Raw genomic sequence first — 13,817 nt, forward strand, 5'->3', positions numbered from 1 at the left:
ATCCCACCCCCCCCCCCCACAACTCACACCGGTATCGCCCGGGCCCCCCCCCACCCCCCCGCCCCCCCCCCCCGGGGGGGGGGGGCCCCCTTCCGGGCGGTCGAGTGTCAGACGAGCTGGGCCTGCCACATCCAGTGAAGCTGCTCGAGTCGAGCGACCTGACCGATCAGGAGGTCCTCCGTGACCGGGTCCACGTCGCCGGTGAGTTCGATACGCTCACGCAGCCGGGTGATCACCGCTGCGAGGTTACCGACGATCGACGCGACGACCTCTTCGTCCTTGCTCCAGCCTTCACCGAAGCCCTTGGTGCCGTTGTCGCGGGCAACCGTATCGGCACGCCCATCCGGGCTGACGCCGATCGCGGTCATCCGCTCGGCGACCTGGTCGGTGAAATCCCGTGTCGCCGTGACGAGTTCATCGAGGGCGAGGTGGACACTACGGAACTGGGATCCGACGACGTTCCAGTGCGCCTGCTTGCCGATCAGGCTCAGGTCGATCAGATCGACGAGCACGCTCTGCAGCGCGTCTCCTGCGACCTTCTGGTTCTTCTCCGACAGTGTGCTCGTGATGGGGCTGTTCATCTTTCGCACTCCTCTCATTTTCGTATACCGCCGAATTCAACAGTTTTCGCGGCGGAATGCTTCCGAATCGAATCATGTGTGGCCGAACCCACGTGCGTGCGAGATACTCGACGCCGGGCGCCGGCGTAACCTGCACCGACGATGTGGCTGTGTCACGGGATCGTGTCGACGAGGCCGACGACCGTGCCCCGAGCGTCGGGACGAGAGATGATGGTTGTACGGTTCATCCTCGACCGACGAAGGGGTTCGCATCATGGACGCACAGTCACTGATCGTGTTGGCACTGGCCGTTGCAATCTACCTGTGGGGCCTGGCCTGAGGAGTCGCGGGCCGCGGACCTGAGTAGTCAGGCACACCCGGTCCGCACACCTTCCTCGACCTTCTTCCCGAGATCGGCATCGACGTTGCGCCAGTATTCGAAGATGCGCTCGTACAGGGCCTCGGAGGTGCCTCCGAGCACGTGGCCGACGATGTTGCCGACCAGGAGTTCCCGCGTGGCATCGTCCATGACTTCACGGACCAACGAGCCGGCCTGGCCGAAGTCGTCGTCTTCCGCGTGCTGGACATATGCGGCTCGCACCGCCTCGGTGCCGAAGTCCCACAGTCCGTCGTCACCCGCACGCTCAGGGTCCGCGTGCGGACCCCCGAAACTGTTCGGTGCGTAGACCGGCGTCGCGGGATCGTTGAACGAGTACGTCATGTTCCCGTCCTGCGAGTACGACTCCACCTTGTTCTTCGGCGCATTGACCGGAAGCTGCGCATGGTTCGCCCCCACGCGGTAGCGGTGTGCGTCCGCGTAGGAGAACACCCGACCCAGCAGCATCTTGTCGGGCGAGAATCCGATGCCAGGCACGACATGCGACGGCGAGAGCGCGGCCTGCTCGATCTCGGCGAAGAAGTTGCGCGGGTTGCGATTCAGGGTCCAGGTCCCCACCTTGATCAGCGGGTAGTCCTTCTGCGACCAGACCTTGGTGAGGTCGAACGGGTTGAACCGATAGCCCTCGGCCTCCGCAACCGGCATGACCTGCACGTGCAGCGTCCAACTGGGGAATTCGCCACGTTCGATCGCCTGGTACAGGTCGGCCCGATGGTAGTCGGGGTCGGTGCCCGCGAGCACGTCGGCCTCCGCGGCCGTGAGGGTTTCGATGCCCTGGTCGGTCTTGAAATGGTATTTGACCCAGAATCGTTCGCCCTCGGCGTTGATCCACTGGTAGGTGTGCGAGCCGAAGCCGTCCATGTGCCGCCAGGTACGCGGAATGCCACGGTCACCCATCAGCCAGGTCACCTGGTGCGCGGTCTCCGGACGCAACGTCCAGAAATCCCACTGCATGGTGTGGTCGCGCAGGCCGGAGCCCGGCAGTCGCTTCTGCGAGTGGATGAAGTCGGGGAACTTGATCGGATCCTTGATGAAGAAGACCGGCGTGTTGTTGCCGACGAGGTCGTAGTTGCCGTCCTCCGTGTAGAACCTCATCGCGAAACCGCGCGGGTCTCGCCACGTGTCCGGGCTTCCCTGCTCACCTGCGACAGTCGAAAAACGCACCAGCGACTCGGTTTTCACACCGGGCTGGAACAGCTTCGCCTTCGTGTAGGCACTCACGTCCTCGGTGACGACGAGTTCACCGAAGGCACCGCCGCCCTTCGCGTGGACGACACGCTCGGGAACGCGCTCACGGTTGAAGTGTGCGAGCTTCTCGATCAGGTAATGGTCGTGCAGCAGGATCGGGCCCTGCGCGCCCGCGGTCAAAGAGGTGTCGTCACTGGCGACCGGGTTACCGGCGTTGTTGGTGGTGAAACGGATGTTCGTCATGTGTGTGACCTCCGAATGGGCGGTCCCGTAAGCGGGGACGACGCGTCGACACGGGCCGCCGAAGCGACTCCGTGCGTGCAGTGGGTAGCGAAAGGGTTCAGCGGCAGGATTCGCACAGACCCCAGAAGGTCACCTCGGCTTCGTCGATGACGAAGCCTCCGGCGTCCGACGGAGTAAGGCAGGGTGCAGCGCCGACGGCGCAGTCGACGTCGACGACGATGCCGCAATTACGGCAGACCAGATGATGGTGGTTGTCTCCGGTGCGGGTCTCGAACCGGGCGGGGGATCCTGCCGGCTCGATGCGACGGAGGAGGCCGGCACCCACGCAGGCCCTGAGTACGTCGTACACGGCCTGGGTCGAGACCTTGCCGAGTTCGTTTCGCACGGCGGCGGAGATTTCGTCGGCATCCGAATGTGGGTTTCTGGCAACCATATCGAGTACTGCAACACGCGGAGCCGTCACTCGGAGCCCCACGGAACGAAGCTGTTCCTTGGGGCCGAAGTGTGAGTCATCCGTTCGTTGCATGGTCTCAAGTATGCCCCTTTTCTGGAATTAGTCAAGAAAAGGAACGGTGTGGTGGTGATCACCCGAGGTCGCGCCACACGTACGCGGACCTCATCGATGAGGGCCGAAACCTGCTCAGCGGTTGCGCGGAAGGACGGTGAGAACACGCTCGATGTGCTCGCGGAACTCCTGCATGTACTTCCTGAGGAACTCGGCAGTCGAGTCATCGGAGATAGAGCCGTCGTCGCTGTAGATCTCCGGGTCGAAGGTGATGTAGCCCTCGGGCGCCGTCATCTGGCGGGTGTTGGTGAAGCTCAGCACGGCGCGCAGACTCTGCTGCGCCAATGCGGTGCCGATCGCACCCGGCGACGCACCGATGACCGCGACGGGCATGTGGTCGAAGGAGTTCTGTCCCCACGGCCGCGACGCCCAGTCGATCGCGTTCTTCAACCCGCCGGGTATCGACCGGTTGAACTCGGGCGTGACGAAGAGGATGGCATCGACCGCCGCGATCGCTTCCTTGAGGGCGCGTCCCTGCGGCGGGTAATCGGCGTCGTAGTCCTGGCTGTACAGCGGGAGATCCCGTATCGATATCTCGACGAAAGACAGATCGTCCGGTGCCAACTTGATCAGCGCTTTCGCCAGAATCCGGTTGATCGAGGTGGAAGACAGACTTCCGACGATGTAGCCGACCGTATATGCGCTCACTGGGCGTCCCTTCGGAGGCGGATCACGTGAACTCCATCATGCGCACCCCACCGGACGTTTCGTCGAGGATTCCGTGATTCTTCCCGTGCCATCTCGCCGAGACACCTGTGGGGCCGCCCGCGTATGCGCGGACGACCCCACAGGGTAGGACGGGACGGTCTAGATCGGTCGATCACCCTTCAGCGCGGCAATTGCCTTCGCGACGCCTTCGCCGTAGGCAGGATCGCACTGGGTGCAATTGTCGATGTGTCTCTGCACCACGATCTCCTCGGCGCCATCGATCGCGCGGGCGGTGTTGTCGAACAACGCCTGCTTCTGCTCGTCGCTCATGTTGTTGAACAACACGCGGGGCTGCGAGAAGTAGTTGTCGTCGTCCTCGCGGAAGTTCCATGCATCCGCCACGGCGCCCACCGACTGCGGCGGATTGCGGTACTCCGCCTGCTCCTGCCACTGGCCGTAGCTGTTCGGCTCGTAGTGCAGCTTGCCGCCGTGGTTGCCGTCCACCCGCATCCCGCCGTCGCGGTGGAAGCTGTTCACCCCGTTTCTCGGCGCATTGACCGGAATCTGGAAGTGGTTGACCCCCAGCCGGTACCGCTGCGCATCGCCGTAGGAGAACAGGCGCCCCTGCAGCATCTTGTCGGGAGAGAAGCTGATACCCGGGACCACGTGCGCGGGGTTGAACGCAGCCTGCTCGACCTCGGCGAAGTAGTTGTCCGGGTTTCGGTTGAGCTCCCACTCGCCGACCTCGATGAGCGGGTAGTCGCCCTTCGGCCACACCTTCGTCAGATCGAACGGATGGTAGGGAACCTTCGCGGCGTCGGCCTCCGGCATGATCTGCACGCACAACTTCCACTTGGGGAAGTCGCCGGCCTCGATCGCATCGAACAGGTCGCGCTGAGCGCTCTCGCGGTCGGTGCCGACGAGGGCTGCAGCCTCGGCGTCGGTCAGATTCTGGATGCCCTGCTGGACACGATGATGGAACTTGACCCAGAACCGCTCGCCCTCGGCGTTGATGAAGCTGAAGGTGTGCGATCCGAAACCGTGCATATGCCGGTACGACGCGGGGATGCCGCGGTCACTCATCACGATGGTGACCTGGTGCAACGACTCCGGAAGATTCGTCCAGAAGTCCCAGTTGTTGTTGGGGCTACGCAGATTGGTGCGTGGATCGCGCTTGACGGCGTGGTTGAGGTCGGGGAACTTCAGCGGGTCGCGGAAGAAGAAGACCGGCGTGTTGTTGCCGACGAGATCCCAGTTGCCGTCCTCGGTGTAGAACTTGACCGCGAAGCCGCGGATGTCGCGTTCTGCATCGGCGGCACCGCGCTCGCCTGCGACGGTGGAGAACCGCGCGAACAGCTCGGTCTTCTTACCGACCTCGGAGAAGATCTTCGCGGTGGTGTACTGCGAGATGTCGTTGGTGACCGTGAACGTTCCGTATGCGCCCGAGCCCTTCGCGTGCATACGACGTTCCGGGATGACCTCGCGGTCGAAGTGTGCGAGCTTCTCGAGGAACCAGACGTCCTGGAGTAGCTGTGGTCCGCGAGGGCCTGCGGTGATGACGTTCTGGTTGTCGGGGACGGGGGCACCTGCGCCGGTCGTCAACTTGTCCTGGGTCATTGTTGTCCCTCCGTATGCATGCGTAGCCGTGCGTGCGTTCAGTCGAAGTTCGTATCCAGTTGTCGCTCTACCGCTCCGGGCTGCGGAGCAGCAGAAGGTGCCTGGCGTTCCACCACCTCGACCCCTGCTATGTCGCCAGTCACACTTCACCACCTTTTCTTGAATAGGTCAAGAAAACGAGGCACAAAGTCCCGATGTGCCGGCGGGCAGAACCGGAACACCACGATTCAACGTACCCGGAACAACATCGGTCGTCAGCGAAATACCATCCGATTCACCAGCCGCATGCGTCACAGGAGAACCACTGGCTCGCGGAACGGGGCAAGTCGTAGAAGCGGTCAGCCCTCCGCGACCTCGAGCCCCTGCGCACCCGCGTACGCCAACGCCTGCCCGAAATCGATCTTTGCGCCGCGCAGGCTCGCGGAGACCCACAGCATCGCGTCGACGCGCGCTCCGGTCAGGTCCGCGCCGTCGAGTCGCAATCCGCCTGCGCGCACACCGCTGAGGTCGGCACCGACGAGCAACGCCTCACGCAGATCCGCCTCGACGAGATTCGCCTCACGCAATCGGCACCCGCTCAGGTCTGTCTTCCGCAGATCGATGCCACCGAGAGACGTCAGGCTGAAGTCGACCTCATCGAAGGTCATCGGTCGCATCCGGCAGTCGCGGAAGTTCGAACCGAGAAACGTCGAGTTCCGAAACGTGCTGCCGCGCAACTGCGTGTACTCGAACGTGCAGTTCCGGAAGGCCGCCCCCGAGTGCGTCGATCCGGTGAGATCCGCGCCGGTGAAGTCGCAGTCGGTGAAGGTGACCGCTTCCGTCGAAAGTCCCGAGAGATCCGCATCATGGAAGGTGCAGCCCACATACTCCTGGCGACGCCACTCCTGACCCGGTAGACGAGCGTCCGAGTAGTCCTCCCCCACGATCGTGTCGGCTGCGGGGTCGAAGGCGGGATCACTCATACCCTCAGTGTTCCCCATCAGGTCCCCGTGTTCACCGTCAGGCCTCCGTAATCATCACCCAGGCCTCAGTGACTTCCATCGCCGATCTTCCTGATCGGAACCTCGCTACCGCGCAGTGCGGGCGGGTCCGGTCACCATCGAACCCGACGTGATGACGATCCCGTGATGGGCCCCCGACCGCAGCCAGCGGCTCAACGTCGGGCCCTCCGCATCCACCGTCACCCGCGCATACCGGAAGCGGCCACGCAGACGTGCGGACGCCCGGTGCAGATCGCCGTTCTCGCCCGGCTGCGCGAACGTGAGACCGCCGACTATCGGCAGCCGAGGCCCCCGCGGCAATGCGGAGGTCTCGACCTTCCAACCGTCCCCGGCTGCGGTGAAGTTGCCCAGGACGCTTCCGGAGAAATCGGCGAGTACCTTCGGGAGCTTCCAGTGCTCACGACCACCGTGCACCGAGGGCTTCGAGTCGACGGCGATGAACGGAACCGCCATCGCGGGGATCAGCCCACGCCGAAGCACCGGACTCGCCAGGATCTCGCGATACGGGCCGACCGGAGAATCCAGGTAGTCGACCATCATCGCGAGCGTCATCGGCACGATCGGCCCGCCGGGACCGTGCTCGCGGGCCTCAGGAGTACTGCGGTGCCACCACAGGGTGGCGCGCACGCTCGCCGGCCACGGTGGCGGCGGCGACACCGGCCAGTCGGTACGGTCGTCGGCACTTTCAGGAACGCTCCACAGCACTGGCGGTCTCCTCGTGTCGGATCGGGAACAGGGGTAGGCGCAGTGCGCCGGGGGCATCTGCGGGCACCACCGGCCGCAACGGCGGAACGGGTTTCACAGCGGAGTAGGGCGAACCGACCGCCGGCCTGGAATCTTTCTCATTCTTGTTGGGCCACAATGCCATTGCCCGCTCCGCCTGCGCCGTGATGGTGAGAGAAGGATTGACACCGAGGTTCGCAGTGACCACCGAGCCGTCCACGACATGAATGCCCTCGTGGCCGTACGCGCGCAGATAGGGGTCGACGACACCGGTCTCGGGCGAGTCGCCGATCACGCATCCACCGAGGAAATGTGCGGTCATGGGGATGTTCACGAGATCGAGGAGCGACCCTCCGGGATCGCCGCCGATCTCGTCACTCACCTTCCGGACCGCCTCGTGCCCGACGGGAATCCATTCCGGTGGCGGACTTCCCGGCCCCTGCTTGCTCGTGACGCCGCGCCCCAGCGGACTTCGCCTGCTGGCGAGCTCGAGCGAGTTGTCGTCGGTCTGCATCACGAGCGCGATGACCGTGCGTTCGGACCAGTGCCGCACCGACAGACTGCGCAGGAAGGCGCGCGGATCACGAGCCGCAACACCCATGAACTTCGCCAATCGAGGAATCCTGCCGCCGCCATCCACGAGCATCGCCTGCAGCAACCCGATCGCGTTGCTGCCCTTGCCGTATCGGACCGGTTCGATGTGAGTGTGATCGTCGGGGTGGAACGACGACGTGATCGCAATTCCCTGGGTGTAGTCGACGTCGCGGTTCTGCGCGGTCGCTGCGAGCACCGCCTCGGAGTTCGTGCGGACGACGCGACCGAGCTTCGGCGACAACCGGGGCAGGTCGCCGCTCTCGCGCATCGCGAGCAGCAAGCGCGCGGTGCCATAGGTTCCCGCCGCCACGACCACCTGATCTGCGGTGAACACCTTCCGACGCTTACGGATCCCGTTCGTGCTGCGAGTCTCGATCTCGTAGCCGCCACCCGCGCGGGGCGTGACCCGCGTCGCGGTGGTCAGTGGGTGGATGCGCGCACCCGCACGCTCGGCAAGGTGGAGATAGTTCTTGACGAGGGTGTTCTTGGCGCCCACACGGCAACCGGTCATGCAACTACCGCACTCCGTGCATCCGGTGCGGTCCGGGCCCGCGCCTCCGAAGAACGGGTCGGGTACGGTCCTGCCCGGTTCGTCGAAGAAGACACCGACCGGCGTGGGGCCGAAGGTGTGACCGACGCCCATGTCGTCGGCGACCTTGCGCATCACCTCATCGGCCGGAGTGACACTGGGGTTCTCGCGCACCCCGAGCATCCGCGATGCCTGCTCGTAGTAGGGCGCGAGCTCTACCTCCCAGTCGGTGATGTGGCCCCACTGGGAGTCCTGGAAGAATCGAGACGGCGGGCGGTAGAGAGTGTTCGCGTAGTTGAGCGAACCACCCCCGACCCCTGCGCCGGCCATGACAAGCACGTCGGGAAGCAGGTGAATACGCTGTACGCCATAGCATCCGATAGCCGGCGCCCACAGGTACTTGCGTAGCCGCCAACTGGTCTTCGGGAGCTCGTCGTCGGCGAAACGCCGACCGGCTTCCAGAACTCCGACCCGGTATCCCTTCTCGGTCAGGCGCAGTGCGGAGACGCTGCCGCCGAATCCCGAGCCGATGACGAGAACGTCGTAGTGGGTCATGCCCGTGCTCCCGTGTTCGCGGCCCACAGTTCGTAGTTCTCTGCGTCGAACTCCTTGGTCCGGTTACGGTAGTGCCAGGTGAAGGTCGGCCACATCACGGAATTGCGTCCTGTCGAGTCGAGGTACCAACTGCTGCAGCCCCCGGCGTTCCAGACAGTGCCTGCCAGCAGCGGATCGAGCTCTTCGGCGAAGCGACGCTGCGCGTCGGCTCTGACTTCGACTGCGTCGAGACGACGGGTACGCATGGCCCGCAGGGCTGCGGCAATGTACGCGGCCTGGGACTCGAGCATGTACACGATGGAGCTGTGTCCGAGGTTGGTGTTCGGCCCGTACATGAGGAACATGTTCGGGAATCCGTTTACGCTGATGCCCAGGTGCGCGGACGGGCTCCCGTTCCACACCTCAGCGAGACTACGGCCATCTTCCCCTCGGATATGTTGCGCTACAGGTGGTTCGGACGGCATGAATCCGGTACCGAAGATGATCGTGTCGACGCGGTATTCGTTTCCGGCAGCATCGACGACCCCGTTCTCGGTCACCGAAGTCAATGCCGACGATACGACATCGACTTCACGACGAGTGATTGCCGGGAACCAGTCGTTGGACAACAGGATTCGTTTGCAGGTGATGGCGAAATCCGGTGTGAGCCTTGCCCGCAGTTCCGGGTTGGATACTTGCTTGCGCAGGACGGAACGCGCGCGCTTCTCGAACAGTGGCAACGCGTACTTCCGCGCGAACGGTTTCGTCATACCGACGACGTACATTTCCTTCTGACCGTACACAGCGCCGCGAATAGCCTTCTGGACCCACGGAAATCTGCGGTACAGGGATCGAACGGACGAAGCGATTCCGTGATCGCGCTTGGGCATCACCCAGGAGGCAGTGCGCTGGAACAGCGTGAGGTGTTCGACCTTGTCGACGATCGCGGGCACGAACTGGATCGCCGACGCGCCCGTGCCGATCACCGCGACCCGCTCGCCCGTCAGATCGTGGTCGTGATCCCATTCTGCCGAGTGGAACATGTTGCCGCGGAACATCTCCAAGCCGGGAACTTTGGGCAGGGTCGGAGTGGAGAGTGCACCGGTCGCCGCGACGAGGACATCGGCGGTGAGGTCGCCGCGCGAGGTCGACACCGCCCACTGTGCGCGTTCGCCGTCCCATTGCGCATTGCGCAGCTCGCACCCGAACATCGTCCGCTGCATGACGCCCTGCTCGCGGGCCACCCGACGCAGGTACGCGTAGATCTCGGCCTGGGTGCCGTGCGCCCTCTCCCAACCTGGTTCCGGGGCGAAGGAATAGGAGTACAACGCACTCGGAACATCGCATGCGGCACCGGGGTACGTGTTCACCCGCCAGGTTCCACCGACATCGTCGCCGCGTTCGACGACGAGGACATCGGCGGCCGGGTCGTCGCGCAGGAGTGTGGCGGCCATACCGATGCCACCGAATCCCGCGCCGACGATGAGGGTGCGCACATGTTCGGGAAGCGTTGCCGGACTCATTTCATCACCAGGGCCTTCCACACCGGGAGCAGCCTCTCCCGGAACTCACGATCGGATTCAGGAGTGCGCATCAGGGCCGACACGGCCAGCCCCCGAGCCAGTTCGATGCTGAGGTCGATGACATCGGGAGCGAGCCGGTCGCCCATGATTTCCATCAACCCCACGCGCAGCGCATCGGACACCTTGCGTTCGAGCGGGATCATCGCGGCGTGCAACGCCGGATCGGTGCGTGCCGCCACCCACAGTTCGAGTGCGGCATGGAACAGCGGTCCTGAGAACGCATCGATCAGCGTCTCGAACCCGAGTTCGGGATCGGGTTCCGCGTCGAGGATTTCGACGAGCCGCTTGTCTACGAGATGCCCGACGGCCGCGACGACCAGCGATTCCTTGGTCGGAAAGTGATGGAGCTGCGCGCCGCGCGATACTCCGGCCCTCTTGGCGATGCCGTGGGTACTGGTGCCCGAGTACCCCAGCTCGTCGAGGGATTCGATCGCCGCATCGAGCAACTTCGCGCGTGTCGCGGCGGTGCGTTGCGCCTGGGTTCGCGAACCCGTCGCCATGGTGTCGTGGATCACGCTACCGAGCGTAACTGCAAAAGAACAAACAGTCCAGACTGTTTTTAACTGGTACCTACGGTGCCGCAGGGTGCCGAGACCGATTCGATACCCAAGCCGGGGCCAAACGGTGGCACTCAGAGCAGACTCACTTACGCGCACTGCAATACCGAGCAGTAAGGGAGTCCGCATGACATTCACCGACACCACCACCGGCACCCACGTCTCCACCCTCGCCGAGCTCGCCGAATATGTCGGCAAGCCGCTGGGGCTCAGTTCATGGATCACGGTCGGACAGGATCGGATCGACACCTTCGCCGACGCCACCGACGATCATCAGTGGATCCACATCGACCCCGAACGCGCAGCGAAGGAAAGTCCATTCGGCGGACCGATCGCACACGGGTATCTGACACTGTCACTGATCATTCCGATGTGGTACGAGGTGCTGAAGGTCGACAGCGTGACACTGGCCCTCAACTACGGCCTCGACAAGGTCCGCTTCACCAATCCGGTGCCGGCAGGTGGTCGGGTACGACTCGACGCCACCCTGAAATCGCTCGAGGACCTACCGACGGGCGGCGTGCAGATCGTCATCGAGGGCGTGATCGAACTCGAGAACAGTGAACGCCCCGCGGTGGTCGTCGAAGCGATCTACCGCATGTTCGAGTAGGAAGTACACCCCCCCAGAGTGAGCGAACGGCACCTTCGGTCGATCTGATCGACCAAAGGTGCCGTTCGCTCGGAAAAGCAGGGGGCAATCTACTGAGCCAGGAGCTCGGCGATCTGAATGGTATTGAGCGCAGCGCCCTTTCGGAGGTTGTCGCCCGACACGAACAGTGCGATGCCACGGCCTTCCGGAGCGCCGGGATCCTGACGGATACGACCCACCAGCGACACATCGTCGCCTGCCGCTGCGAGCGGCGTCGGCACATCGACCAGCTTGACGCCCGGAGCCGACGCGAGAACTTCCTGCGCACGCGCCGCGGAGAGCGGACGCTCGAACTCAGCATTGATCGACAGCGAGTGGCCAGTGACAACCGGGACGCGCACGCACGTGCCCGACACGAGCAGGTCGGGAAGACCGAGGATCTTGCGCGACTCGTTGCGCAGCTTCTGGTCTTCGTCGGTCTCACCGGTACCGTCGTCGACGATTGCGCCGGCCATCGGGAGAACGTTGAACGCGATCGGCGCGACGTACTTGTCCGGGGCCGGGAAGTCGACGGCACTGCCGTCGTGCACGAGCTTCTCGGCGTCGCCGATGACAGCACGCGCCTGGCCGAGGAGTTCCTCGACACCGGCGATACCGCTACCCGACACGGCCTGGTAGCTCGAGATGATCAGACGCTGCAGACCGGCCTCGTCGTGGAGGGCCTTGAGGACCGGCATCGCGGCCATGGTCGTGCAGTTCGGGTTGGCGATGATGCCCTTCGGCGGGTTCTTCGCCTCCTCCGGGTTGACCTCGCTCACCACGAGCGGAACCTCGGGGTCCTTGCGCCACGCCGACGAGTTGTCGACGACGGTCGCTCCCGCAGCGGCGAACCGCGGAGCCTGCTCGCGCGACAGGGTCGCACCGGCGGAGAACAGGGCGATGTCGATGCCCTTCAGATCCTCGTCGGAGGTCGCGGCCGCATCCTCGACGACGATCTCCTCGCCGCGGAACGGCAGCTTCTTACCGGCCGAGCGGGCGGATGCGAAGAACCGCACCTTGTCGGCCGGGAAGTTGCGCTCCTCGAGGAGCGTGCGCATGACGATGCCGACCTGACCGGTCGCGCCGACAACAGCGATTGTCTTTCCCATGATTACCGTCCCGTCCCTGCATGCACGACGGCTTCTTCTGTGCCGCCGAGGTCGAACGCCGCGTGGAGTACACGCACGGCGTCGTCGAGCTCGTTGTCGTCGACCAGCACCGAGATGCGGATCTCCGAGGTGGAAATGAGGTCGATGTTGATACCGGCCTCGGCCAGCGTCTCGCAGAACTTGGCGGTGACGCCGGGGTGGCTCTTCATACCCGCGCCGACGAGCGACACCTTGCCGATGTGGTCGTCGAACAGCACCTGGGTGAAACCGATGTCTTCCTGCCGCTTGGTGAGCAGTTCGACGGCGCGCGGGCCATCGTCGGTCGGCAGAGTGAAGGTGATGTCGGTCTTGCCCGTCTCCACCTTCGAGATGTTCTGCAGCACCATGTCGATGTTGATTTCGGCGTCGGCGACAGCGCGGAACACCTTCGCGGCGTAGCCGGGTGTGTCGGGCAGTCCGACGACGGTGATCTTCGATTCGCTGCGATCGTGTGCAACGCCGGTGATCAGGGCTTCTTCCACGGGGATGTCCTCCATCGATCCGGTCACGAGGGTGCCGGGCTTGGTGGTGTACGACGAACGAACGTGCACAGGCACGTTGTAGCGGCGGGCGTACTCGACGCAGCGCAGCATCAGCACCTTTGCGCCGCATGCAGCGAGTTCGAGCATCTCCTCGAAGGAGACCTTGTCGAGCCGCTGCGCATCCTTGACGATGCGCGGATCAGCGGTGAACACGCCGTCGACGTCGGTGTAGATCTCGCAGACATCCGCATTCAGTGCGGCGGCAAGCGCCACAGCGGTCGTGTCCGACCCGCCGCGACCGAGCGTCGTGATGTCCTTGTTGTCCTGGCTGACGCCCTGGAACCCGGCGACGAGCACGATGCTGCCCTCGTCGAGTGCGGTGCGCACCCGGCCGGGAGTCACGTCGATGATCTTCGCCTTGCCGTGGCTGCCGGTGGTGATGACACCTGCCTGCGAGCCGGTGAACGACCGGGCTTCGGCTCCGAACGAGTGGATCGCCATCGCGACAAGCGCGTTGGAGATGCGTTCACCCGAGGTGAGGAGCATGTCCATCTCGCGCGCCGGGGGGGCCGGGCAGACCTGTTGGGCGAGGTCGAGGAGTTCATCGGTCGTGTCGCCCATCGCCGAGACGACCACGACGACGTCGTTGCCGGCCTTCTTGGTCTCGACGATCCTTTCAGCGACGCGCCGGATCCGTTCGGCCGTCGCGACCGATGATCCTCCGTACTTCTGGACGACGAGTGCCACGCTGGCGAACCTCCGGGGTCTTGGGTACAAGTCCAGGAAGCAAGCTTACCGATGTCGGCGCACCTCGCGGGCC

13 protein-coding genes are annotated in these 13,817 nt (G+C 64.3%); 1 reads left to right on the top strand and 12 read right to left on the bottom strand.

Translation table 11 applies throughout. From position 1 onward, the window contains the following. Nucleotides 1–107: 107 nt before the first annotated feature. The 10 genes from ACFWCF_RS20980 to ACFWCF_RS21025 all read right to left on the bottom strand — a co-directional run bounded on the left by ACFWCF_RS20980 (nt 108) and on the right by ACFWCF_RS21025 (nt 10,682). A complete protein-coding gene (locus tag ACFWCF_RS20980) occupies nt 108–581 on the bottom strand; it encodes a Dps family protein (RefSeq protein WP_378493106.1) in 474 nt (157 codons plus the stop codon). 346 nt (nt 582–927) lie between these two features. Next, nucleotides 928–2,388 (bottom strand): catalase, encoded by a 1,461-nt coding sequence (locus tag ACFWCF_RS20985; protein WP_378565491.1) that lies wholly within the window; start codon nt 2,386–2,388, stop codon nt 928–930. A 97-nt stretch (nt 2,389–2,485) separates the two neighbouring features. Continuing rightward, nucleotides 2,486–2,914: a Fur family transcriptional regulator gene (locus ACFWCF_RS20990; RefSeq protein ID WP_378565494.1), complete on the bottom strand. Its 429-nt coding sequence runs from the start codon at nt 2,912–2,914 to the stop codon at nt 2,486–2,488. Nucleotides 2,915–3,028: 114 nt separating this feature from the next. Beyond that, the gene (locus tag ACFWCF_RS20995; protein ID WP_378565497.1) at nt 3,029–3,601 is read right to left on the bottom strand and encodes an NADPH-dependent FMN reductase; all 573 of its coding nucleotides are present in this window, start codon (nt 3,599–3,601) and stop codon (nt 3,029–3,031) included. Between the two features lie 159 nt (nt 3,602–3,760). Continuing rightward, complete coding sequence (locus ACFWCF_RS21000) at nt 3,761–5,218, bottom strand: catalase (RefSeq protein WP_378565500.1); 1,458 nt, start codon at nt 5,216–5,218, stop codon at nt 3,761–3,763. A gap of 338 nt (nt 5,219–5,556) precedes the next feature. Beyond that, the gene (locus ACFWCF_RS21005; RefSeq protein ID WP_378565503.1) at nt 5,557–6,180 is read right to left on the bottom strand and encodes a pentapeptide repeat-containing protein; all 624 of its coding nucleotides are present in this window, start codon (nt 6,178–6,180) and stop codon (nt 5,557–5,559) included. A gap of 105 nt (nt 6,181–6,285) precedes the next feature. After that, nucleotides 6,286–6,921: a hypothetical protein gene (locus ACFWCF_RS21010; protein WP_378565663.1), complete on the bottom strand. Its 636-nt coding sequence runs from the start codon at nt 6,919–6,921 to the stop codon at nt 6,286–6,288. Continuing rightward, a complete protein-coding gene (locus tag ACFWCF_RS21015) occupies nt 6,905–8,620 on the bottom strand; it encodes an FAD-dependent oxidoreductase (protein ID WP_378565506.1) in 1,716 nt (571 codons plus the stop codon). Before ACFWCF_RS21015 ends, ACFWCF_RS21010 begins: the two co-directional genes overlap by 17 nt. Then, complete coding sequence (locus ACFWCF_RS21020; protein WP_378565509.1) at nt 8,617–10,122, bottom strand: flavin-containing monooxygenase; 1,506 nt, start codon at nt 10,120–10,122, stop codon at nt 8,617–8,619. The genes ACFWCF_RS21015 and ACFWCF_RS21020 overlap by 4 nt, the downstream gene beginning before the upstream one ends. After that, nucleotides 10,119–10,682, bottom strand: a complete 564-nt coding sequence (locus ACFWCF_RS21025; RefSeq protein WP_378565666.1) for a TetR/AcrR family transcriptional regulator — start codon at nt 10,680–10,682, stop codon at nt 10,119–10,121. Before ACFWCF_RS21025 ends, ACFWCF_RS21020 begins: the two co-directional genes overlap by 4 nt. A 184-nt stretch (nt 10,683–10,866) precedes the next feature. Here ACFWCF_RS21025 and ACFWCF_RS21030 point away from each other — a divergent pair, with 184 nt between their 5' ends. Then, on the top strand, nt 10,867–11,349 hold the full coding sequence (locus ACFWCF_RS21030; protein ID WP_378565512.1) for a MaoC family dehydratase: 483 nt from the start codon (nt 10,867–10,869) through the stop codon (nt 11,347–11,349). 89 nt (nt 11,350–11,438) lie between these two features. On the opposite strand, the gene ACFWCF_RS21035 is transcribed toward ACFWCF_RS21030, so the two are convergent. Together ACFWCF_RS21035 and ACFWCF_RS21040 are read right to left on the bottom strand one after the other, a co-directional pair. Next, on the bottom strand, nt 11,439–12,476 hold the full coding sequence (locus ACFWCF_RS21035) for an aspartate-semialdehyde dehydrogenase (protein WP_378565515.1): 1,038 nt from the start codon (nt 12,474–12,476) through the stop codon (nt 11,439–11,441). A 2-nt stretch (nt 12,477–12,478) separates the two neighbouring features. After that, nucleotides 12,479–13,744 carry an aspartate kinase gene (locus tag ACFWCF_RS21040; RefSeq protein ID WP_378565518.1) on the bottom strand — a complete coding sequence of 422 codons (1,266 nt, stop codon included), beginning with the start codon at nt 13,742–13,744 and terminating at the stop codon, nt 12,479–12,481. Nucleotides 13,745–13,817: the final 73 nt, after the last annotated feature.

This window comes from Rhodococcus sp. NPDC060090 (assembly GCF_042729855.1).
Classification (GTDB): domain Bacteria; phylum Actinomycetota; class Actinomycetes; order Mycobacteriales; family Mycobacteriaceae; genus Rhodococcus.